This is a genomic window from Bradyrhizobium sp. Bra64 (assembly GCF_024519875.1).
In the GTDB taxonomy this organism is placed as follows: Bacteria; Pseudomonadota; Alphaproteobacteria; order Rhizobiales; family Xanthobacteraceae; genus Bradyrhizobium; species Bradyrhizobium japonicum_G.
This window is the reverse complement of sequence record NZ_JALJRD010000009.1, coordinates 48,866-69,686: the sequence shown is the minus strand read 5'-3', so window position 1 is coordinate 69,686 and position 20,821 is coordinate 48,866. Positions and strand designations below refer to the sequence as shown.

Here is a 20,821-nt window from a genome sequence, read left to right as displayed (position 1 = left end):
CATGGAAAGGATGGCCTGAGGCCATCAGTTCACCTAAACTTCGGACGAATCCACGCCTGCCCTCCCCGCCGGAACCCCTATGCTCCAGACCCGATTTGCGATCGCGGCCGTCACTGTTCTCGCGCTCTCCGCAACCGCCTCCGCCCAGCCTCTCCCACCTCCCGCCAAGCCCGCAGCGCCGAGGGCCACCGCGCCGTCGCCGCGCGCGGCGTCGTGCCACAACGGCGCGAGCTTCGATCGCTTCCTGGCGGACGTGAAGAGCCAAGCCGTTGCCGCCGGCGTGTCGCAGCGGACGATCGCGAGGCTTCGCCCTACCTCGTCTACGACCAGGGCATCGTCAACCGCGACCGCGGCCAGCGGGTGTTCGGCCAGCTCTTCACTGAATTTGCCGGCCGCATGGCCGCGCCCTATCGCATGCAGAACGGCCAGCAGCACATCAAGACCCACGCCGCGGCATTCGCGCGCGCCGAAAAGGAATACGGCGTGCCGCCGGCGGTGATCGCCGCGTTCTGGGGCCTCGAGAGCGATTTCGGCGTCAACATGGGAAATCTGCCGACGCTGAAATCGCTGGTGTCGCTCGCCTATGACTGCCGACGCTCGGAGATGTTCGTGGGCGAGACCATCGCCGCGCTGAAGATCATCGACCGCGGCGATCTGCATCCCGACGAGATGGTCGGCTCCTGGGCCGGCGAGCTCGGGCAGACGCAGTTCCTGCCCGTGCACTACGTCAACTATGCCGTCGACTATGACGGCGACGGGCGACGCGATCTCCTGCGCAGCGAGGACGACGTGATCGGCTCGACCGCGAACTACATCGCCAACGGCTTGAAGTGGCGGCGCGGCGAGCCGTGGCTGGAGGAGATCAAGGTGCCGCAGAACCTGCCGTGGGATCAGACCGATCTCACGGTGCGAGAGCCGCGCTCGAAATGGGCGCAGCTGGGGGTCACCTATCCCGACGGCCGGCCGCTGCCGAACGACAATCTCGCGGCGTCCGTGCTGCTGCCGATGGGACGCTTCGGTCCGGCCTTCATGGCGTACCCGAATTTCGCCGCCTACACCGAGTGGAATAACTCGCTGATCTATTCGACGACGGCGGGCTATCTCGCCACCCGCATCGCGGGCGCGGCCCCGATGCGCAAGCCGGCGGGGCCGGTCGCGCAACTACCGTTCAACGAACTGAAGGCCTTGCAGCAGCTCCTGGCGCGCGCCGGCTTCAATGTCGGCAAGATCGACGGCGTGCTGGGCCAGCAGAGCCGCGCCGCGGTGAAGGCGATGCAGATCAAATACGGCCTGCCGGCGGATTCCTGGCCGACCGCGGAGCTGCTCGCCCGGATGCGCGGCGGCACGGCGCAGGCGCAGCCGGCGGGGACGATCCGGTAGAATTTTCGCACCGCACAAGCCGCTCCTGCGATTGCTTTTTTCCATGACGGCCCCATGTGAGTGGCTCAGGTTTTCTCCTGAAATTTCCCACCATGAGAGCGAGCATCACATGTCTTTTTACGACACCGTCGTCCCCGCCTATCTGCAGATGCTGAACAGCCTCACCGGCTTGCTCACGAAAGCCGAGGCGCATTGCGCGGCCAAGAAGGTCGATCCCGCCGTCCTGCTCGGCTCCCGCCTCTTTCCGGACATGCTGCCGCTTTCGAAGCAGATCCAGCTGGTCAGCGATTTCGCCGCCAAGGGCTGCGCGCGGCTGACCCATAGCGAAGTGCCCTCCACGCCTGACACCGAGACGACGATTGCGGAGTTGAAGCAGCGGCTGGCCAAGACCATCGACTATGTGAAGTCGTTCAAGCCGGAGCAGTTCGAGGGCGCCGAGACCAAGGACGTCAGCTTCCCCGGCGGCCCCGACAAGACCATCACGATGAAGGGGCAGCAATTCCTCAGCGCGTTCTCGCTGCCGAACTTCTATTTCCACGCCACCACCGCGCACGGCATCCTGCGTCACAACGGCGTCGAGATCGGCAAGCGCGACTTCCTCGGCGCGAACTGACGTATCGCGCGGCCGCCGCAGTCGGAATCCGCTGCTCCGGCCCCCAATTGCACACGAATTATGCTACGCGGCCCCTGCCGCGTAGCTTGTCTGCACTTTCCGTATGGCTCATCCCTTGCGCCGATTGCCGCGATGCACAAGTGTTCCGGACCTCTCACCGCCTGGAAGCATTCCCATGAGCCGCCCGACCAAATTGTTTGAAACCTACAAGCTCGGCCCGATTACGCTGGCCAACCGTTTCGTGATGGCGCCATTGACGCGCAACCGCGCCGTTCCCGGCACCTTCGTACCCGGTGCGCTCGCTGCCGACTATTACGCCCAGCGGGCCTCCGCAGGGCTTCTGATCACCGAAGCGAGCCAGGTCTCGCAGCAGGGCCAGGGCTACCAGGACACCCCCGGCATTTACTCCAAGGACCAGGTCGCCGGGTGGCGCAAGGTCACCGACCGTGTCCATGAGCGCGGCGGCAAGATCTTCATCCAGCTCTGGCATGTCGGCCGCATCTCGCATGTCGATCTCCAGGCCAATGGCGCAGCCCCGGTGGCGCCGAGCGCGATCCGCGCCAAGGGCAAGACCTTCGTGAACGGCGGCTTTGCCGATGTCTCCGAGCCACGCGCGCTCGAGCTCTCCGAAATTCCCGGGATCATCGACGACTTCAAGCGTGCCACGACAAATGCAATCGAGGCCGGCTTCGACGGCGTCGAGATCCACGGCGCCAACGGCTATCTGCTTGAGCAATTCGCCAAGGACGGCACCAACAAGCGCACTGACGCCTATGGCGGCTCGATCGAGAACCGCGCGAGGCTGATGCTGGAGGTCTCGAAGGCCGTCGTGGCCGAAGCCGGTGCCGAGCGAACCGGCATCCGCATCTCGCCGGTGACGCCGGCCAACGACATCTCGGACTCGAATCCGCAGGCTCTCTACGACCATATCGTCGACGGCCTCAGCGCGCTGAAGCTCGCTTATCTCCATGTCGTCGAAGGCGCCACGGGCGGCCCGCGCGACATCGCACCTTTCGACTATGCCGGCCTGCGCAAGCGCTTCGCCGGTGCCTATGTCGCCAACAACGGCTACGATTTCGAACTCGCGACCAAGGTGCTGGACGCGGGCGCGGCCGACCTCATCGCCTTCGGCAAGCCGTTCATCTCCAACCCCGACCTGGTCGAGCGGTTGAAGACGGGCGCGGCGCTCAACGACTGGGACAAGAACACGTTCTACGGCGGCGGCGCGAAGGGATACACGGATTATCCGGCGCTCGCGGCTGAGGCGGCGGAGTAAGGCTATCGTCGCCGCTCCATCCTCCGTCATTGCGAGGAGCGAAGCGACGAAACAATCCAGACTTCCTCCGCGGAAAGATTCTGGATTGCTTCGCTTCGCTCGCAATGACGTTGTGGAAGCAGAATCCACGACAATGAAAAGAAAAAGGCCGGGATCGCTCCCGGCCTTTCGTCGTTATGTGATGTGCCTTATTGCAGCGAGGCGCGCTTCGGGGGCTGTGCCGGCCACGACTTGATCAGCGTGTCGTAGTCGACCGTCTCGCCCTTCGGCTTCTCGTTGGCGAGCTTGCGCTGGGGAGCAATCGTGCCGTCCTTCTGGGCCTTGGCGAACCAGTACTCGGCCGTCTCCTTCTTGTGCAGCTTCGGACCGCAGGCGCCCTGCACGCCCGACTTCTCCAGGCGCTCCATCACGGAGTCCTGGGCCGCGGCGAGCGAGTCCATCGCGGCTTGCGGCGTCTTCGCACCGGACGACGCATCGCCGATGTTCTGCCACCACAACTGCGCCAGCTTCGGATAGTCGGGCACGTTGTTGCCGGTCGGGGTCCACTGCACGCGCGCGGGCGAGCGGTAGAACTCGATCAGGCCGCCGAGCTTCGGCGCACGCTCCGTGAACGACTTGTCCCAGATGTCGGATTCACGAATGAACGTGAGACCGACATGGCTCTTCTTCAGCGACACCGTCTTGGAGATGATGAACTGGAGATAGAGCCAGGCCGCCTTGCGGCGATCCGCCGGGGTCGACTTCAGCAGCGTCACCGAGCCGGCGTCCTGGTAGCCGAGCTTCATGCCTTCCTTCCAGTACGAACCGTGCGGCGACGGAGCCATACGCCATTTCGGCGTACCGTCCGCGTTCATCACGGCGATGCCGGGCTTCACCATGTCGGCGGTGAAGGCGGTGTACCAGAACATCTGCTGGGCGATGTTGCCCTGCGCCGGCACCGGACCCGACTCGGAGAAGGTCATGCCCTGAGCCTGCGGCGGAGCATACTTCTTCATCCACTCCAGATACTTGGTGATCGAGTAGACCGCGGCCGGACCGTTGGTGTCGCCACCACGCTCGACCGAAGAGCCGACCGGACGGCAGCCTTCCATGCGGATGCCCCACTCGTCGACCGGCAGACCGTTCGGAATGCCCTTGTCGCCGTTGCCGGCCATCGACAGCCAGGCGTCGGTGAAACGCCAGCCGAGCGACGGGTCCTTCTTGCCATAGTCCATATGGCCGTAGACCTTGACGCCGTTGATCTCCTTGATGTCGTTGGTGAAGAACTCGGCGATGTCCTCGTAGGCCGACCAGTTCACGGGAACGCCGAGCTCGTAGCCGTACTTGGCCTTGAACTTGGCCTTGTAGTCGGGGTTGGTGAACCAGTCGTAGCGGAACCAATAGAGGTTGGCGAACTGCTGGTCGGGCAGCTGGTAGAGCTTGCCGTCCGGCGCGGTGCCGAACGACGCGCCGATGAAGTCGTTGACGTCGAGCATGGGGTCGGTGACGTCCTTGCCCTCGCCGGTCATGTAGTCCGACAGCGCGATGGTCTGGCCGTAGCGGAAATGCGTGCCGATCAGGTCGGAATCGTTGATCCAGCCGTCGTACACGTTCTTGCCGGACTGCATCTGGGTCTGCAGCTTCTCGACCACGTCACCTTCCTGGATGATGTCGTGCTTGAGCTTGATGCCGGTGAGCTCGGAGAACGCCTTGGCCAGCGTCTGCGACTCGTATTCGTGGGTGGTAATGGTCTCGGAGACCACGTTGATCTCCATGCCCTTGAAGGGCTCGGCGGCCTTGACGAACCACTCCAGCTCCTTCTTCTGGTCCTCCTTCGACAGCGTCGAGGGTTGGAATTCCGCGATCCACTTCTGGATCGCGGCGTCGTCGGCGGCGCGAACCGGCGCCGAGACGGCGAACGACACCGCGACGATGGCGGCGACGCTGGACATCGTCAGAAAACTGCTCTTGGTCAATGGACGTTCCCTTCTCCTAAACTGCCGCATGTTGTTCCTCCGTTGCAGCGACAAACTTTCTACAGGCCCGGGTTGCTCCCGGATCTGGCCGTCCCTTCGCGAGCTTCAGACCGTGCGGAAAATGAGCACGGCCGTGACCAGCGAAATTCCGCTTGCGAGCCACAGGCTCGAAATTTCAAGACCTTCCTCACCGATCGGAAGCGTGGCGAGTGCGTCGGTGCCGGCGAAGGCGATCCACAGGAGGTGGATGACGGCCGCCGTGATCAGGGAGATGAACAGGCGGTCGCCCCGCGTCGTCGGAATACTGAGCACGCCGACGCGCTCGGCTTCGGGATAGACCGCGGCGAGCCAGGTCATGACCGCGAGGGTGCTGGCGAGCGCCACGAAGAAGATCGCGGTCGGCAGCGTCCAGGCCATCCATGCGATGGATTCCATAGCAGCCTCCTAAACTCGGCCGAGCGCAAAACCGCTCGCGATGTAATTGCGGACGAACCAGATCACGAGCGCGCCCGGAATGATGGTGAGCACGCCGGCAGCCGCCAGCAGGCCCCAATCCATGCCGGCCGCCGACACCGTGCGCGTCATGATCGCCGCGATCGGCTTGGCCTGCACCGACGTCAGCGTCCGCGCGAGCAGCAGCTCGACCCAGGAGAACATGAAGCAGAAGAAGGCGGCGACGCCGATGCCGCTCGCGATCAGCGGCACAAGGATCTTGATGAAGAAACGCGGGAAGGAATAGCCGTCGAGGAAGGCGGTCTCGTCGATCTCGCGCGGTACGCCGGACACGAAACCTTCCAGGATCCACACCGCCAGCGGAACGTTGAAGATGCAGTGCGCCAGCGCGACCGCCCAGGGCGTATCGAACAAGCCGATCGCCGAATAGAGGTTGAAGAACGGCAGCGCGTAGACCGCGGCCGGCGCCATCCGGTTCGACAGCAGCCAGAAGAATAGATGCTTGTCGCCGAGGAAGCGGTAGCGCGAGAAAGCGTAGGCCGCCGGCAGCGCCACCGAGATCGAGATGATGGTGTTGAGGACGACGTATTCCAGCGAGTTGATGTAGCCGGAATACCAGCTCTCGTCGGTGAAGATGCGCTTGTAGTGCTGCAGCGTCGGCGCGTGCGGCCACAGCGTCATCGTCGAGACGATCTCGGCGTTGGTCTTGAAGCTCATGTTGACGAGCCAGTAGATCGGCAACAGCAGGAAGATCAGGAACAGCGCCATGATGAGGCGACGGCCGGGAATCGAGTGCATCACGCGGCTCCTTCCTGCGGTTTCCGATCGCTGCCGGCATTGGTCATGACGGTGTAGAAGATCCAGCAGACGATCAGGATGATCAGATTGTAGACCAGCGACAGCGCGGCGGCCTTGCCGAGGTCGAACTGGCCGAGCGCGATCTTGACCAGCTCGATCGACACGAAGGTCGTCGAATTGCCCGGGCCGCCGCCTGTGACGACGAACGGCTCGGTATAGATCATGAAGCTGTCCATGAAGCGCAGCAGCACCGCGATCAGCAGCACGCGGTTCATCTTGGGCAGCTGGATCGCCTTGAACACGGCCCAGCGCGAGGCGCCGTCGATCTGCGCGGCCTGGTAATAGGCTTCGGGAATCGACTTCAGGCCGGCATAGCAGAGCAGCGCGACGAGACTGGTCCAGTGCCAGACGTCCATCACGATGACGGTAACCCAGGCGTCGATGTCGTTGGAGACGTAATTGTAGTCGAGGCCGATGTGGTTGAGGACATAGCCCATCAGGCCGATGTCGGGCCGGCCGAAGATCTGCCATATCGTGCCGACCACGTTCCACGGAATCAAGAGCGGCAGCGCGAGGATCACGAGACAGGCCGCCACCGTCCATCCCTGCCGCGGCATCGACAGCGCGATGACGATGCCGAGCGGGACCTCGATGGCGAGGATCACCAGCGAGAAGAACAGATTGCGGCCGAGCGAGGCGAGGAAGCGGCCGCCGAGATCGGTCGAGGGATCGAGCAGCTCCTTGAACCAGCCGACGCCGTTCCAGAAGAACTGGTTGTTGCCGAAGGTGTCCTGCATCGAATAGTTCACGACCGTCATCAGCGGCAGCACCGCCGAGAACGCGACGACCAGGAACACCGGCAGCACCAGGAACCAGGCTTTTTGGTTGACGGTCTTGTCCATCAGGCGGCTCCCTCCACCAGAAGGCTGTCGGCATAGACGTGGACGTATGACGGATCGAACTTCAGCCCGGCGGTGCCGTCCGCGCTGGTGAAGCCTGCCGGCGCACGCGCGGCGAGCTTTGCGTCACCGAGGCGCGCGCGCGCAAAACGGATGCGGCCGAGATCGTCGATGCGCTCGATCTTCGCCGTGAGCAGGCCCGGCGCAGGCGCGACGACCTCGACGAATTCGGGGCGCACGCCGATCTCGATCTTCGCGCCCGCCGGTAGAGCGTCATAACTGCGGTTCAGCGCGATGACGTGGCCGCCGATCCTGGCCTCGCGGCCCCTCACCTCGGCCGGAATGATGTTCATGCCGGGCGAGCCGATGAAATAGCCGACGAAGGTATGCGCCGGCTTGTCGAACAGCTCGGCCGGCGTGCCGCTCTGCACCACGCGGCCGTCATGCATGACGACGACGGTGTCGGCGAAGGTCAGCGCCTCGGTCTGGTCGTGGGTGACGTAGATCATCGTGAGGTCGAGCTCGCGATGCAGCGCCTTCAGCTTGGAGCGGAGCTGCCATTTCAGCTCGGGGTCGATCACAGTCAGCGGCTCGTCGAACAGCACGGCGGCGACGTCGGAGCGGACGAGACCGCGGCCGAGCGAGATCTTTTGCTTGGCATCCGCCGTGAGCCGGGTCGCCTTGCGATTCAGATAGGGCTCGAGGTCGAGCAGCCGGCCGATCTCGGCGACGCGCTTGTCGATCTCGGCCTTCGGCACGCCGCGGTTCTTCAACGGAAACGCCAGGTTCTGCCCCACCGTCATGGTGTCGTAGATCACCGGAAACTGGAACACCTGGGCGATGTTGCGCTTCTGGGTTGACAGCGGTGTGATGTCCTCGCCGTCGAACAGGATTTTCCCCCGCGACGGCGTGATGATGCCGGAAATGACGTTGAGCAGCGTAGTCTTGCCGCAGCCGGACGGCCCCAGCAGCGCATAGGCGCCGCCCTGCCGCCAGGTCATGGTCACCGGCTTCAGCGCAAAGCTTTCCTGCGGCGCGTCATTGCCGCCGTAGGAATGGGCGAGATCGACGAGGTCAATGCGGGCCATGGCGCATCTCCCTCAAGAACCAGGTGCCGCGACGAGGCGATCGGCCGCGTCGAACACAAAAACATCGTTGGGATCGAGCACGGCGTCGATGGTCTGGCCCGGCTCGAACTCGTGCACGCCGTGCAGCACCGCAACCCAGTTCGATCCGTCGCGGGTCAGATGCACGAAACTCTCCGAACCGGTGATTTCGGTCACCGTCACCGTGGCATGGAAGGCGTGGCGGTCAGTCTCGCCATTTGCGAGCGCGAGCTGATGCGCGCGAAACCCGACGCGATAGGCGCCGTCGGCCAGCGATGAATAGAGACCGGACGCCGGCGCGGCGATGCCTCCCGCATATTGCACGGAGCCGTTCTTCTTCTCGATGCCGACGAGGTTGAGCGGCGGATCGGAAAACACCTGCGCGACACGCAGGGTCTGCGGACGCCGGTAGACGCTCGGCGTCTCGCCGATCTGGAGCGCCTGCCCCTCCCACATGCACACCGTGTTGCCGCCGAGCAGCAGCGCTTCGGTCGGCTCGGTGGTGGCATAGACGAAGATCGCGCCCGAGGCCTCGAAGATGCGCGGCAGCTCGGTGCGCAGCTCTTCGCGCAGCTTGTAGTCGAGATTGGCGAGCGGCTCGTCGAGCAGCACGAGATCGGCGCCCTTGACCAGCGCGCGCGCCATCGCGGTGCGCTGCTGCTGGCCGCCGGAAAGCTGAAGCGGCGTGCGCTTGAGGAACGGCTCGAGCCTGAGCAGCCGGGCGGCCTCGGCGACGCGCTTCTCGATCTCCTCGCGCGGCTTGCCCTGCACGCGCAAGGGCGAGGCGATGTTCTCGTAGACGCTCAGGGAGGGGTAATTGATGAACTGCTGATAGACCATCGCGACCGAGCGCTGGCGCACGTCGACACCGGTGACGTCCTTGCCGTTGACCAGCAGCTTGCCCGTGGTCGGCTTGTCGAGCCCGGCGAGCAGCCGCATGATCGAGGTCTTGCCCGACAGCGTCGGCCCGAGCAGCACGTTGAGCGTCCCGCTCTCGAGCGTCAGCGAGACGTCGCGGATGTGCGGGACCCCCTCGACGGTCCGGGTCACATGATCGAGTGTCACGGTCATGGGCGTCCTCCCGCTTCCAGCAGGGGACTTTGCGGCACGGCGTGGGATGCAATCCAGTCGTTCAATGCAGCGATCTCGTCGGCAGATAGTCGCAGGCCGAGCTTGGAACGGCGCCAGACGACGTCCTCGGCGGTGACGGCCCATTCGTTGGCCATGAGATAGCGGACCTCGCGTTCGGTCAGCGTCGCGCCGAAGGCCTGGCCGAGATCGGCGGCGGATTTCGCGTCCCCGAGCAGCTTCACGGCGCGGGTACCGTAGGCGCGGGCGAGGCGCCGCGCATGCTCGTGGCTGAGGAACGGATAGCCGCGCTGAAGCTCGGCGATCAGCCCGTCGACATCGGACACGCCCATGTCGCCGCCGGGGAGCGGCCATTTGCCGGTCCAGCCCTCGCGCGCTTTCGCACTGCGAAGATGAGGCGCGAGCCGCTCCAGCGCTTCCTCGGCGAGGCGGCGATAGGTCGTGATCTTGCCGCCATAGATCGAGAGCAGCGGCACGCCGCCGGGCATGTCGAGCTCGAACACGTAATCGCGTGTAGCGGCCTTGGCCTCGCTGGCGCCATCGTCATAGAGCGGACGCACGCCGGAATAGGTCCAGACCACGTCGCCGGGGGTGACGGGCTTGGCCAGATATTCGCTCGCCGCCGTGCAGAGATACTGGATCTCCTCGGGTGTCGCCTTCACCTTGGCGGGGTCGCCGTCATAGTCGCGGTCGGTGGTGCCGATCAGCGTAAAATCGTCCTGGTACGGGATCACGAAGATGATGCGGCCGTCGGCGTTCTGGAACATGTAGGCGCGATCGTGGTCGTAGAGCTTCTTGACCACGATGTGCGAACCCTGCACCAGCCGCACCTTGGCCTTCGCATTGACGCCGGCGCCGCGGCCGAGCACGTCCTCGACCCAGGGGCCACCGGCATTGATGAGCGCGCGCGCCTGGACCTGCGAACGCGCGCCGGTCAGCGTGTCGACCATGCTGACGGTCCAGACGCCGTCGGATTGCTTGATATCCGTCGCGCGGGTGCGGGTGCGGATCTCGGCGCCCTTGTCGGCGGCATCGCGCGCATTGAGCACGACGAGGCGGGCGTCATCGACGAAGCAGTCGGAATATTCGAAAGCGCGGGTATAGCGATTCGGGATCAGCGGGCGGCCGACCTCGTCGCGCCGCAGATCCACCGAACGGGTCGCAGGCAACAGATGACGGCCACCGATGTGGTCATAGAGGAAGAGGCCGAGCCGGAGCAGCCAAGCCGGGCGGAGGCCGGCATGATGCGGCAAAACGAAACGCAGGGGGCGGATGATGTGGGGTGCGATGCCCCAGAGGATCTCGCGCTCGATCAGCGCCTCGCGGACCAGGCGAAACTCGTAATATTCGAGATAGCGCAGGCCGCCATGCACCAGCTTGGTCGACCAGGACGACGTCCCGCTCGCCAGATCGTTCATTTCGCACAGGAAAACCGTGTTGCCACGGCCCACCGCGTCGCGCGCGATGCCGCAGCCGTTAACACCGCCTCCGATGATGGCGAGGTCGAAAATACGCTCCAACAGACGCATCCCCCGGCGACCACTCGTTCCGTCGAGTGGATACTTTCGTTTTTGATTAGATCACACCGCAAAACGAAAGCAAGATGAAAGAGAGACGAATGGAAGCGAAAGCGGAACTTTTTATTGGGCAGTTCGGCACAAAAAATGAGCAGGGTCCGACCGCAATCCGAGAAGCAATATCACTCTTGAATAGCCATTTAGGGCAAATATAGTTATAATAGTCATATTGGTTCTATCTGTCATGACCGACCACAACACATCACCCGACGCACCGCCGACTGACACCTGGACGCTGGCCAACGCCAAGGCACGGCTGTCCGAGGTGATCGACCGTGCCCAAAGCGGGCCCCAGATCATCACCCGTCACGGCAAGCCCAATGCCGTGATCGTTTCCGCCGAGGAATGGGCACGCAAGTCCGCCCGCAAAGGCACGCTCGCCGAATTCCTGCTGGCTTCGCCGCTGCGCGGCGCCGACCTCGAACTTGAACGCGGGCACGACGCGCCGCGCGACGAGATACCGTGAACCTGCTGCTCGATACCAACGTATTGTCGGAGGTTCAGCGGCCAGCGCCGTCGCCTAAAGTCTTGGCGTGGCTCGATACGATCGATGAGGACCGTGCGTTCATCAGCGTGGCTTCGATCGCAGAGCTGCGCCGCGGCATCGCGTTGCTGGAGGACGGCCGTCGCCGCGCAGCACTTGCCGCCTGGCTCGCCCTCGATCTGCCGGAGCGCTTTGCCGATCGCATCCTGCCGATCGACCGCGCGGTGGCCGAGCGCTGGGGAGACCTGATGGCTCAGAGCCGCAGGAGCGGCATCGCGCTGTCCGTCATGGATGGCTTCTTCGCCGCCACCGCGCTCGCAAACAACATCACGCTCGTCACGCGCAATGTGAAGGATTTTGCGGCATTCGGCGTAACGCTGCTCAACCCGTGGGACGACCCATAGTCCTACCTCAGCCGCACCACCGGCGCCGATTCGGGTGCTGCATCCTGCGCATCGGCCTGAGTCTCATCGATATCCCCCGCTGCCTTCGGCATCGCCGCCATCACCTCGATGCCCTTGCTGTGGCAGATGGTGGCGAGGCGCTCGGGCAGTTCCTGGTCGGTGACGAAGGTCTGGATCTGGCTGATATGGGCGATGCGCACCGGCGCGCTGCGCCGAAGCTTCGTCGAGTCCGCAACCAGCATGACGCTGCGGGCGTTGGCGATGATGGCCTGCGCCACCTGCACCTCGCGATAGTCGAAGTCGAGCAGCGCGCCCTCCTCGTCGATCGCGGACGCGCCGATGATGGCGTAGTCGACCTTGAACTGGCCGATCAGCTGCGTCGCGGTCGAGCCGACCACGGCGCCGTCGGCGCGCCGCACCGTGCCGCCGGCGACCACCACCTCGATGCGGGGATGGCGGTAGAGCAGCATCGCGACATTGAGGTTGTTGGTGATGACGAGGAGATCCTCGTGCGAGGTCAAGGCGCTTGCGACCTCCTCCGTCGTGGTGCCGATGTTGATGAACAGCGAGCAGCCGTTCGGGATCAGCGACGCCGCCGCGGCCCCGATCGCCTTCTTCTCGTCGGCGGCGACGAAGCGGCGCGCCTCATAGGCGAGATTCTCGACGCCGGAGGCGATGATGGCGCCGCCATGGATACGGGTCAGCGAGCGGCGCTCGCAGAGATCGTTGAGATCCTTGCGAATGGTCTGCGCCGAAACCTCGAACCGGCGCGCCAGCTCCTCGACCATGACGCGGCCCGAGGCCCGCGCGATGTTGAGGATTTCGGCTTGGCGATGGGTCAGTCCGGTCACGGCGATGGCCTCAAATCAGGAAGCTGCATGGTGCGGCGGTTCGCGCATCCGGTCAATGCGCGCGCCGATCACGGTTAACGGACGAAGCTACTCACCAGGCCATCGCGGCGGCGAGGCGCGCCAGCAGATCCGGATCGTCGAAGGCACTCGCGGACGCGACCGCGCCGGCGGCGACAAGGTCGCCATGGCCGAGGCTCGTCCGGATGCCGATGGTCGGTATCCCCGCCGCAGTGGCCGATTGCACGCCGGTGCGGGAGTCCTCAAAAGCGATCGAGGCGACCGCGCCGGCGCCGACAAAGCGCAGCCCTTCCTGATAGGGCAGCGGGTGCGGTTTGCCGTGCGGCAGCTCGTCGCCGATCACGAGCGCCTTGAAGCGGTGCGCGATGCCGAGGCCGGACAACAGCAGCTCCGCATTGAGCCGCGGGGCGTTGGTCACGGCAACCATGGGAATGCCGGCAATATCGGCTCGGTCGAGCAGCGCCATCAGGCCCGGCAGCGGCTCGATCTGGCCGGCGACGAGCTCGCGGAAAACCTGCTCCTTTTCAGCGAGGATCAAGACGCGCTGCTCCACCGGTTCGTCGGGCAGAAAGCGCTCGCCGATCGCCGCATTGGCAAAGCCTTGCAGCTCCCTGGAGAAGCGCGCGTGATCGAACACGTGGCCGCGAGGACCGAGCACCTGATTGAAGGCCTTCAGGTGCAGCGGGTCGGTGTTGGCCAGCGTGCCGTCGATGTCGAACAGCAACGCTCTGCCCAACGTGTTGATCATGTCCGTACTTTCCCAAATGCGCCGCGCATCGATGCGGAAGACGTATCAATACGGCCTCTGTCGCGCAATGACGCATCCGCATGACGACGATGCGACACTCGACAAAGTCGCGCGCGGCTGCAACACTCCGCGCAAGATCAAAAAGGAGGAAACGATGACGATCAACCGACGCGATCTGGCTCTCTCGACTCTTGCTGTCTCGACTCTTGCCGCCTCAGCTGTTGCGCTCACGACACCGGCGCTGGCGGCCTCGGCGGACGAGGAAGCCGTAGCAAAGAAGGTCGAGACCTTCCGCCTCGCCCAGATCGCGGCCGATCCCAAGGCGCTCGGCGCGCTCTGCGCCGACGAGGTGAGCTATAGCCATTCCAGCGGCAAGGTCGAGGACAAGGCGACCTTCGTCACCAACGCCACCGACGGCAAGTCAAAATTCCTGTCGATCGAATACAAGGACCCGACCATCAAGGTCGTCGGCCCCGCCGCGATCGTGCGCTTCCACTGGGTGGCGGAACAGGAGATGGCGGCCGATGGGAAGAAAGTGCCGACCAACCTCCACATCCTGATGAACTGGCAGAAGCAGGGCGACGACTGGAAGCTGTTGTCGCGGTCGGCGACGAAGTTGTGATCGACGGTGTCGTTCCGGGACGCGCCGAAAGGCGCGGGCCCGGAATGACCAGCGAAACTACGCCGCTTCCCTCACATCGCCGTTAACCAGTTTGCGGGCGGCGCGCTCCGCTTCGCGGGCGTTGCGGAAGAGCTGGCCTTCGAGGCGATTGAACTGGTGGGACGAGGCGAAGAAGCAGTAGCCGCCCTGACCGCGAACGACGATACCCGCGGTCTGTGAATTGACTTCGATGATGTAGCTGTCCGGCATGGCCCGTGGATTCCTCAATGCGGGCAAATAACCGGATCTCTGCCCAAAAGTTCCTCAGGCAAATCAGCCGGTTTCCACCCCGAATCGACGTGCAATTGAGTACGCGGAGACCTCATCCGTTTTATGACTGGTTGTTGGCGAAGCCGCGACGCGTTGACTCAGTCGCGCCGCGTTTGGCGTTGCCGCACATCTCCGTGAGATGGGACAGAGCGCCGCGCGCGGTTACGTCGCGATCGGCGGATCGTCTCGGCGGATCGCTTGCGGACGGCCGTCGTCGTCGATCGAGACATAGGTAAAATTGCCGTCGGTCACCAGGATCGGCTGAAGCTCCCGGCGCCGCAGCGCCCAGGCTTCGAGATGCACGGTCATCGAGGTGCGGCCGACGCGTACGAGATTGGCGTAGACGGAGACGAGATCGCCGACATAGACGGCCTTGCGGAAATTCATGGCCTCGATCGCCACCGTCACGGTGCGCGATCGCGCGGCCTTCGATGCGAACACGCCGCCGCCGACATCCATCTGGCTGAGCAACCAGCCGCCAAAGATGTCGCCATTGGCGTTGGTGTCGGCGGGCATCGCCAGCGTGCGGATACAGAGATCGCCGCTCGGTTCGGTGTCGGACCTTTCAGTCATATGGCTCTCAATTGAAATTGTCCCAGCCCGGATCGGGCGCAAAGCGTGCGCCGAATCGCTCGGCCAATGCGCGCATGGTGGATACGACATTCTCCACCCCGCGCGTGCGCGCATAATTCAGCGGGCCACCACGGAACGGCGCATAGCCGGTGCCGAAGATCATGGCACCGTCGACCGCATCGGCATCGTCGACGATGCCTTCACGAAGCGCCGCCACGCAGACATTGGACAACGGCAGCACCAGGCGGTCGATCATCTGGTCGGTGACGCGCGGGCCGGTCTCGGGCAGCCGCGCCTTCACCGCCTTGCCGTCGTTCCAGACGTAAAAACCCTTACCGGTCTTGCGGCCAAGTTCGCCCCTCGCGACCTTCTCGCGCAGCCAGGATGGGGTCGGCGGCAGGAGATCGCCGAATTTGGTGCGCAGCATGTCGCCGACGTCGAGACAGATGTCGAGCCCGACCTGGTCGGCCAACTCGATCGGCCCCATAGGCATGCCGAACTGTTCGGCGGCGGCGTCGATCAGGCGCTGATCGGTCTTCTCGTCCAGCATCACCATCGCTTCCAGCATATAAGGCGTCAGCGCGCGGTTGACGAGGAAGCCGGGCGAGCTCTTCACGGGGAGCGGCAGGCGATCGATCGCGCCGACGAAGGCGAGTGCCTGCTTCAGCACCTGTGCGTCGTTGCCGTCATGGCTGACGACCTCGACCAGCTGCAGCCGCGACACCGGGTTGAAAAAATGCAGGCCGACGAGGCGCTCCGGCCGCGCCAGCGTCGTGCGCAAATCCTGGAGCGGAATGCTCGAGGTGTTGGTCGCAAGGATCGCGCCCGGCTTCATCCGCGGTTCGAGGCCGGCATAGACCTTCTGCTTCAGTTCGAGCTTTTCCGGCACCGCCTCGATGATCAGATCGGCGTTGCGGACGCCCTCTCCGTCCATGTCCGGCATCAACCGGTCGAGCGCATCGCGCACCTCGGTCGGCCTGCGGATGATCTTGCCATAGAGCTCGGCGGCACGCTTGACCGCGCCCGCGATCGGCTCGGCCTTCATGTCGGCCAGCGACACGCGCAGCCCCTGCCCGGCGCACCAGGCCGCGATGTCGCCGCCCATGGCGCCGGCGCCGATGACGTGGACATGCCTGATCGTGTTGCCGCTACCGGCCGCCTTCTTCATCTGTTCGCGCAGGAAGAAGACGCGGATCAGATTCTGCGCGGTCGGCGTCACCATCAGCTTGGCGAACGAGGCCTGCTCCGCCTTCAGCATCGCGGCCTTGCTGCCGCCATGGGTCTCCCAGAGATCGATCAGCGCGTAAGGCGCCGGATAGTGCTCGCTCGACGCAGCCTTCGCGGCCTGCGAACGCATCCGCTTGGCGAGCAGCCCGCGCACAGGTCCGAAATTGGCCGCGCGCGTGAGCAAGCCCGGACGCACCCGCTTCAGGCGGCCGAACAGGGCATCCTTCACCGCGCCTCGGACGTGGCGCTCCTGCGTCACGGTATCGACTAGGCCGAGCGATTTGGCGCGGCGCGCATCGATGGTGCGGCCGGTCAGCATCAGCGCCATCGACTGGGTCGGATTGACCAGCGCGGTGAAACGCACGGTGCCGCCGAGGCCGGGATGCAGGCCGAGCATCACCTCCGGAAAGCCGAACCGCGCGCCGTCGACGGCGATGCGCGACTGGCAGGCCAGCGCGACCTCGAGCCCGCCGCCGAGGCAAAAGCCGTGGATCACCGCGACCGTCGGCAGCTTCAGCGCCTCCAGATGATCGATCACCGCATGCGCGGCGCGGATGCGCGTCTCCACCATCTCGGGATCGGATGCGCCGCGGAATTCGTTGACGTCGGCCCCCGCAATGAAGCCGGAGGGTTTTGCCGAGCGGATCACGAGGCCGGCGGGACGCTCGGTCTCGATGGCCGCAAGCACGGCGTCGAACTCCTCCATCACGTCGGAGGAGAGCGTGTTGGCGCTGGCGTCGGCGCGGTCAAACAGCAGCCAGGCGACGCCGTCGGCATCGCGCGTCAGCTTGAAGTGCTTGAAGGCACCGTCTGCCGCCGGCTGCGGCCCGAGCTCCAGCACGCGGTCGCCGAGCGCGGTCATGATCTTCGAATCCATGGTCACACCGCCTCGATCAGCATGGCGCCGCCGAGCCCGCCGCCGATACATTCGGTGGCAACACCACGCCGCGTGCCGAGCCGCTTCATCGCATTGACCAGATGCAGCACGATACGGTTGCCGGAGGTGCCGACGGGATGGCCGAGCGAGATGGCGCCGCCATCGACGTTGAGCTTGTCACGATCGATCTCGCCGGCGGCGCCGTCGAGCTTCAAAATCTCGCGGCAGAATTTGTCGTCGTTCCAGGCGGCGAGGCAGCCGAGCACTTGCGTGGCAAAAGCCTCGTTCAGCTCCCAGGTCTCGACGTCCTGAACCGAGAGGCCGTTGCGCTGGAGCATCGGCGTCGCCGACATCACGGGACCAAGCCCCATGATGGAAGGATCGAGCGCAGCCCAGTTGCTGTCGACGATGGCAGCCTTCGGCGTCAGCTTGTGCTTTGCGACCGCTGCGTCCGAGGCGAGGATCACCCAGGAGGCGCCGTCGGTGATTTGCGAGGAGTTGCCGGCGGTGACCTGGCCCCAGGGACGCTCGAACACCGGCCGCAGTCTTGCGAGCGTCTCGGCCGTCGAGTCCGGACGCACACCATCGTCATGGTCGAAGAATTTGCCGTCGCGGGTGAACGCGGTCTCGACCTCGCCCTTCAGGAAACCCGCGCCTTGCGCATGCGCGAGCCGGCGATGGCTCTCGGCGGCATAGGCGTCGGACTGCGCGCGGGTGATGCCGAAGAGATGGCCGACGACCTCTGCGGTTTGCCCCATGTTCAGTTCGGTGATGGGATCGGTCAGCCCGCGCTCGAGGCCGATGATCGGCTTGAGATAGCGTGGGCGCAGCTTGAAGGCCGCGGCAAGCTTCGCGGCCACGCCCTTGGCCGTGGCGAAGCCGGCGAACCAGCGCACGCCGGAATTCGGCCAGACCAGCGGCGCGTGGCTGAGCGCCTCGGTGCCGCCGGCGAGGATCATGTCGGCATGGCCTTCGCGGATGTAGCGGTAGGCGGTGTCGATCGACTGCATGCCGGAGCCGCAATTGATCTGCACGGTGAAGGCGACCAAGTCCTCGCCCATGCCGAGCCGCAGCGCCGCGACGCGGGCCGGATTCATCTCGTCCGCGATCACGTTGACGCAGCCGAGGATGACCTGGTCGAAATCATCAGGAGAAAACGGCTGCCGCGCCAGCAACGGCCGGCCGCATTGCACGGCCAGATCGACCGGCGTGAACGGTCCCGGCCCCGAACGCGCCTTCAGAAACGGCGTCCGGCTGCCGTCGACGATGAAAACCGGTCGTGCCATCAGCTCGCCGCCCTCTGCTCACCGAGTTCCTGGAAGAACTGATGCACGTCGCCGGTTTTCTTGTAAATCGGCGACAGCGCCTCCGGCGCAAAATCGTCGACCTCGATCACTTTTGCGACGGCTTCGCGGGCCGCTGCAAGCTGCTCGCCTTCGGCCTGCGTGATCACGCCCTTGGCGACCGCCTCCTTCCAATCGCTCAAATGCGCCGCGCGCATGCGTTTGGCGATCGCATCGGTTCCGACAGCCAGCTTGAACGCGCGCTCGAGCCGGGCAAAGCCGCCGTCGTCATCGACATGGGCCAGATCCGGCGTAAGGCGCTCGCGCGCAGCCGAAGGCTCTAGCACGATGCCTGCACATTGGTGCACGACGCGGTCGGAGGGGCCGAGCACGCGGGCGCCGAACGGCTGAACCACGAGCTTGAGGAAGATCGCGACAAAGCGGTTGGGCAGGTTGGCGAGAATCTCGGCAAGCCGGTTCTCGATGGTCTTGAAGCCGGTCGCCATGCACCATTCCAGCGCGGCAAAATCCTCCTTCTGCCGCCCTTCGTCCTGCCAGCGCTTTAGCGCGGCGGAGAGCAGATAGAGCTCGGAGAGAATGTCGCCGAAGCGCGCCGAGAGCATCTCCTTGCGCTTCAGTGCGCCGCCGAGCGTGAGCAATGCCATGTCGGCACAGAGCGCAAATGCCGCCGAATAGCGCGCGAGCTGGCGATAGAACGGCGTCGCGTCGCCGGCATCCGGCGCCAGCGCAAACGCGCCAAACGTCCAGCTCCGGCCGAAGGCGCGGAGCAGCGTCTGAAAACTATGGCTGACATGTTTCCAGAACGCCTTGTCGAAGGCGGCGAGCCCGCGCTCGTGGTCGGTGTCGGCGAGCGCGTTCATCTCTTCGAGGAGATAAGGATGCGCGCGGATGGCACCCTGCCCGAACACGATGAGGTTGCGGGTGAGGATGTTGGCGCCTTCCACGGTGATGCCGACCGGCACGGCGCGGTGCAGATTGCCGAGATAGTTTTGCGGACCGTCAATCACGGCCTTGCCGCCATGGATGTCCATGGCGTCGTCGACCGCCGTCCGCATCCGCTCGGTCGCATGCAGCTTCATGATGCCGGAGATGACGGCGGGATGGACGCCGGCATTGAGCGCCGCGCAGGTCAGCCGGCGCGCCGCGTCGAGCTGATAGGCGGTCGCGACGATGCGCGCGAGCGGCTCCTCGACGCCTTCGAATTTGGAGATCGAGATACCGAACTGCTCGCGGATGCGGGCATAGGCGCCGGTGGTGCGGGCGGCGTAGGCGGCACCGGCGGCGGACAGCGACGGCAGCGAGATGCCGCGGCCGGCGGCGAGCGCCGTCATCAGCATCTTCCAGCCCTGACCGAGGCGCTCTTGGCCGCCGATGACGTAATCGAGTGGAATGAAGACGTCGCGGCCCCAGTTCGGGCCGTTCTGGAAGACCTGCATCGACGGCAGGTGGCGTTTGCCGATCTCGACGCCGGGCAGGTTGGTCGGGATCAGCGCCACGCTGATGCCGAGCTCGCGCTGGCTTCCGACCAGATGATCGGGATCATAGGCCTTGAAGGCAAGGCCGAGTAGCGTCGCGACGGGACCGAGCGTGATGTAGCGCTTGTGCCAGTTGAGCTTGAGACCCAGCACCTCGCGGCCTTCGAAGGTGCCCTTGCAGATGATGCCGGTGTCGATCATCGAGGCGGCGTCGGAGCCGGCCTCGGGGCTGGTGAGGCCGAAGCAGGGAATGTCGCGGCCGTCGGCCAGCCGCGGCAGCCAGCGTTCCTGCTGCTCCTTGGTGCCGAAGCGCATCAGGAGTTCGCCGGGCCCGAGCGAGTTCGGCACCATCACGGTGACGGCCGCGGCGATCGAGCGGGTCGAGATTTTGCGCACCACTTCCGAATGCGCATAGGGCGAGAAGCCGAGGCCGCCGTACTCCTTCGGAATGATCATGCCGAAGAACTTTTCGCGCTTGACGAAGTGCCAGACATCGGGCGGCAGGTCTCGCCATTCCCAAAAGATCTTCCACTCGTCGAGCATGGCGCAGAGCTCGTCGACGGGGCCGTTCAGGAAAGCCCGCTCCTCGTCCGTCAGCGTTGCCTGCGGGACCTTCAGCAGCTTCGACCAGTCGGGATTGCCGGTGAAGAGGTCGGCGTCCCACCAGACGTCACCGGCCTCCAGTGCCTCGCGCTCGGTATCCGACATCGCCGGCAGCACGCCGCGCGCCCAGGAGAAGATCGGCTTTGTGATGGTGTCGCGGCGGAAGCTCATGGCGGACCT

General features: G+C 64.9%; 19 protein-coding genes and 1 pseudogene. 6 read left to right on the top strand and 14 right to left on the bottom strand.

Annotated elements, in window-relative coordinates:
- Positions 1-79 precede the first annotated feature (79 nt).
- The 3 genes and pseudogenes from NR187_RS24025 (at position 80) to NR187_RS24015 (ending at position 3,269) form a co-directional block, all read left to right on the top strand.
- Positions 80-1,380: pseudogene (locus NR187_RS24025) on the top strand (lytic murein transglycosylase).
- A gap of 109 nt (positions 1,381-1,489) precedes the next feature.
- Complete coding sequence (locus NR187_RS24020; protein ID WP_211386970.1) at positions 1,490-1,993, top strand: DUF1993 family protein; 504 nt, start codon at positions 1,490-1,492, stop codon at positions 1,991-1,993.
- 175 nt (positions 1,994-2,168) lie between these two features.
- Positions 2,169-3,269, top strand: coding sequence for an alkene reductase (locus tag NR187_RS24015; RefSeq protein ID WP_256807889.1), 1,101 nt, complete (start codon positions 2,169-2,171; stop codon positions 3,267-3,269).
- A gap of 188 nt (positions 3,270-3,457) precedes the next feature.
- Here NR187_RS24015 and NR187_RS24010 read toward each other — a convergent pair whose 3' ends face one another.
- From NR187_RS24010 to glpD, 7 genes are all read right to left on the bottom strand, one after another.
- Positions 3,458-5,200, bottom strand: a complete 1,743-nt coding sequence (locus NR187_RS24010; RefSeq protein ID WP_256807959.1) for an ABC transporter substrate-binding protein — start codon at positions 5,198-5,200, stop codon at positions 3,458-3,460.
- 129 nt (positions 5,201-5,329) lie between these two features.
- Complete coding sequence (locus tag NR187_RS24005) at positions 5,330-5,659, bottom strand: DUF2160 domain-containing protein (protein WP_211386972.1); 330 nt, start codon at positions 5,657-5,659, stop codon at positions 5,330-5,332.
- 9 nt (positions 5,660-5,668) lie between these two features.
- Positions 5,669-6,475 (bottom strand): carbohydrate ABC transporter permease, encoded by an 807-nt coding sequence (locus NR187_RS24000; RefSeq protein WP_007606994.1) that lies wholly within the window; start codon positions 6,473-6,475, stop codon positions 5,669-5,671.
- Entirely contained in the window at positions 6,475-7,377 is a 903-nt protein-coding gene (locus NR187_RS23995) for a carbohydrate ABC transporter permease (protein WP_211386973.1), read from the bottom strand. The genes NR187_RS24000 and NR187_RS23995 overlap by 1 nt, the downstream gene beginning before the upstream one ends.
- Positions 7,377-8,462 (bottom strand): ABC transporter ATP-binding protein, encoded by a 1,086-nt coding sequence (locus NR187_RS23990; protein WP_211386974.1) that lies wholly within the window; start codon positions 8,460-8,462, stop codon positions 7,377-7,379. Before NR187_RS23990 ends, NR187_RS23995 begins: the two co-directional genes overlap by 1 nt.
- A 12-nt stretch (positions 8,463-8,474) precedes the next feature.
- On the bottom strand, positions 8,475-9,551 hold the full coding sequence (locus NR187_RS23985) for an ABC transporter ATP-binding protein (RefSeq protein WP_211386975.1): 1,077 nt from the start codon (positions 9,549-9,551) through the stop codon (positions 8,475-8,477).
- Positions 9,548-11,098, bottom strand: a complete 1,551-nt coding sequence (gene glpD, locus NR187_RS23980) for a glycerol-3-phosphate dehydrogenase (protein ID WP_211386976.1) — start codon at positions 11,096-11,098, stop codon at positions 9,548-9,550. The genes NR187_RS23985 and glpD overlap by 4 nt, the downstream gene beginning before the upstream one ends.
- Before the next feature lie 232 nt (positions 11,099-11,330).
- Between glpD and NR187_RS23975 the strand changes: the two genes are divergently transcribed.
- A complete protein-coding gene (locus tag NR187_RS23975; RefSeq protein WP_256807888.1) occupies positions 11,331-11,612 on the top strand; it encodes a type II toxin-antitoxin system Phd/YefM family antitoxin in 282 nt (93 codons plus the stop codon).
- Complete coding sequence (locus tag NR187_RS23970) at positions 11,609-12,034, top strand: type II toxin-antitoxin system VapC family toxin (RefSeq protein WP_256807887.1); 426 nt, start codon at positions 11,609-11,611, stop codon at positions 12,032-12,034. Before NR187_RS23975 ends, NR187_RS23970 begins: the two co-directional genes overlap by 4 nt.
- Positions 12,035-12,036: 2 nt before the next feature.
- Here the strand turns inward: NR187_RS23970 and NR187_RS23965 are convergent, their stop codons facing one another.
- Positions 12,037-12,885, bottom strand: a complete 849-nt coding sequence (locus NR187_RS23965) for a DeoR/GlpR family DNA-binding transcription regulator (protein WP_211386979.1) — start codon at positions 12,883-12,885, stop codon at positions 12,037-12,039.
- Positions 12,886-12,976: 91 nt separating this feature from the next.
- Complete coding sequence (locus NR187_RS23960; protein ID WP_211386980.1) at positions 12,977-13,651, bottom strand: HAD family phosphatase; 675 nt, start codon at positions 13,649-13,651, stop codon at positions 12,977-12,979.
- Positions 13,652-13,805: 154 nt separating this feature from the next.
- On the opposite strand from NR187_RS23960, the gene NR187_RS23955 reads away from it, so the two are divergent.
- The gene (locus NR187_RS23955) at positions 13,806-14,273 is read left to right on the top strand and encodes a nuclear transport factor 2 family protein (RefSeq protein WP_211386981.1); all 468 of its coding nucleotides are present in this window, start codon (positions 13,806-13,808) and stop codon (positions 14,271-14,273) included.
- A gap of 57 nt (positions 14,274-14,330) precedes the next feature.
- Here the strand turns inward: NR187_RS23955 and NR187_RS23950 are convergent, their stop codons facing one another.
- The 5 genes from NR187_RS23950 to NR187_RS23930 form a co-directional block, all read right to left on the bottom strand.
- Positions 14,331-14,522, bottom strand: coding sequence for a hypothetical protein (locus NR187_RS23950; RefSeq protein ID WP_015688044.1), 192 nt, complete (start codon positions 14,520-14,522; stop codon positions 14,331-14,333).
- Between the two features lie 222 nt (positions 14,523-14,744).
- Entirely contained in the window at positions 14,745-15,155 is a 411-nt protein-coding gene (locus tag NR187_RS23945; protein WP_211386982.1) for an acyl-CoA thioesterase, read from the bottom strand.
- A 7-nt stretch (positions 15,156-15,162) separates the two neighbouring features.
- Positions 15,163-17,259 carry a 3-hydroxyacyl-CoA dehydrogenase NAD-binding domain-containing protein gene (locus tag NR187_RS23940; protein ID WP_256807884.1) on the bottom strand — a complete coding sequence of 699 codons (2,097 nt, stop codon included), beginning with the start codon at positions 17,257-17,259 and terminating at the stop codon, positions 15,163-15,165.
- Positions 17,260-17,261: 2 nt separating this feature from the next.
- Positions 17,262-18,545 (bottom strand): acetyl-CoA C-acetyltransferase, encoded by a 1,284-nt coding sequence (locus NR187_RS23935; RefSeq protein ID WP_256807883.1) that lies wholly within the window; start codon positions 18,543-18,545, stop codon positions 17,262-17,264.
- Positions 18,545-20,812, bottom strand: a complete 2,268-nt coding sequence (locus tag NR187_RS23930; RefSeq protein ID WP_256807882.1) for an acyl-CoA dehydrogenase — start codon at positions 20,810-20,812, stop codon at positions 18,545-18,547. Before NR187_RS23930 ends, NR187_RS23935 begins: the two co-directional genes overlap by 1 nt.
- Between the last annotated feature and the right edge of the window lie 9 nt (positions 20,813-20,821).

Coding starts and splice junctions, on each gene's coding strand:
- NR187_RS23940 (WP_256807884.1), bottom strand. CDS start 17,259: ATGGATTCGAAGATCATGACCGCGCTCGGCGACCGCGTGCTGGAGCTC.
- NR187_RS24015 (WP_256807889.1), top strand. CDS start 2,169: ATGAGCCGCCCGACCAAATTGTTTGAAACCTACAAGCTCGGCCCGATT.
- NR187_RS23960 (WP_211386980.1), bottom strand. CDS start 13,651: ATGATCAACACGTTGGGCAGAGCGTTGCTGTTCGACATCGACGGCACG.
- NR187_RS24000 (WP_007606994.1), bottom strand. CDS start 6,475: ATGCACTCGATTCCCGGCCGTCGCCTCATCATGGCGCTGTTCCTGATC.
- NR187_RS23975 (WP_256807888.1), top strand. CDS start 11,331: ATGACCGACCACAACACATCACCCGACGCACCGCCGACTGACACCTGG.
- glpD (WP_211386976.1), bottom strand. CDS start 11,098: ATGCGTCTGTTGGAGCGTATTTTCGACCTCGCCATCATCGGAGGCGGT.
- NR187_RS24005 (WP_211386972.1), bottom strand. CDS start 5,659: ATGGAATCCATCGCATGGATGGCCTGGACGCTGCCGACCGCGATCTTC.
- NR187_RS23985 (WP_211386975.1), bottom strand. CDS start 9,551: ATGACCGTGACACTCGATCATGTGACCCGGACCGTCGAGGGGGTCCCG.
- NR187_RS23945 (WP_211386982.1), bottom strand. CDS start 15,155: ATGACTGAAAGGTCCGACACCGAACCGAGCGGCGATCTCTGTATCCGC.
- NR187_RS23930 (WP_256807882.1), bottom strand. CDS start 20,812: ATGAGCTTCCGCCGCGACACCATCACAAAGCCGATCTTCTCCTGGGCG.
- NR187_RS23995 (WP_211386973.1), bottom strand. CDS start 7,377: ATGGACAAGACCGTCAACCAAAAAGCCTGGTTCCTGGTGCTGCCGGTG.
- NR187_RS24010 (WP_256807959.1), bottom strand. CDS start 5,200: ATGTCCAGCGTCGCCGCCATCGTCGCGGTGTCGTTCGCCGTCTCGGCG.
- NR187_RS23955 (WP_211386981.1), top strand. CDS start 13,806: ATGACGATCAACCGACGCGATCTGGCTCTCTCGACTCTTGCTGTCTCG.
- NR187_RS23935 (WP_256807883.1), bottom strand. CDS start 18,545: ATGGCACGACCGGTTTTCATCGTCGACGGCAGCCGGACGCCGTTTCTG.
- NR187_RS23990 (WP_211386974.1), bottom strand. CDS start 8,462: ATGGCCCGCATTGACCTCGTCGATCTCGCCCATTCCTACGGCGGCAAT.
- NR187_RS24020 (WP_211386970.1), top strand. CDS start 1,490: ATGTCTTTTTACGACACCGTCGTCCCCGCCTATCTGCAGATGCTGAAC.
- NR187_RS23950 (WP_015688044.1), bottom strand. CDS start 14,522: ATGCCGGACAGCTACATCATCGAAGTCAATTCACAGACCGCGGGTATC.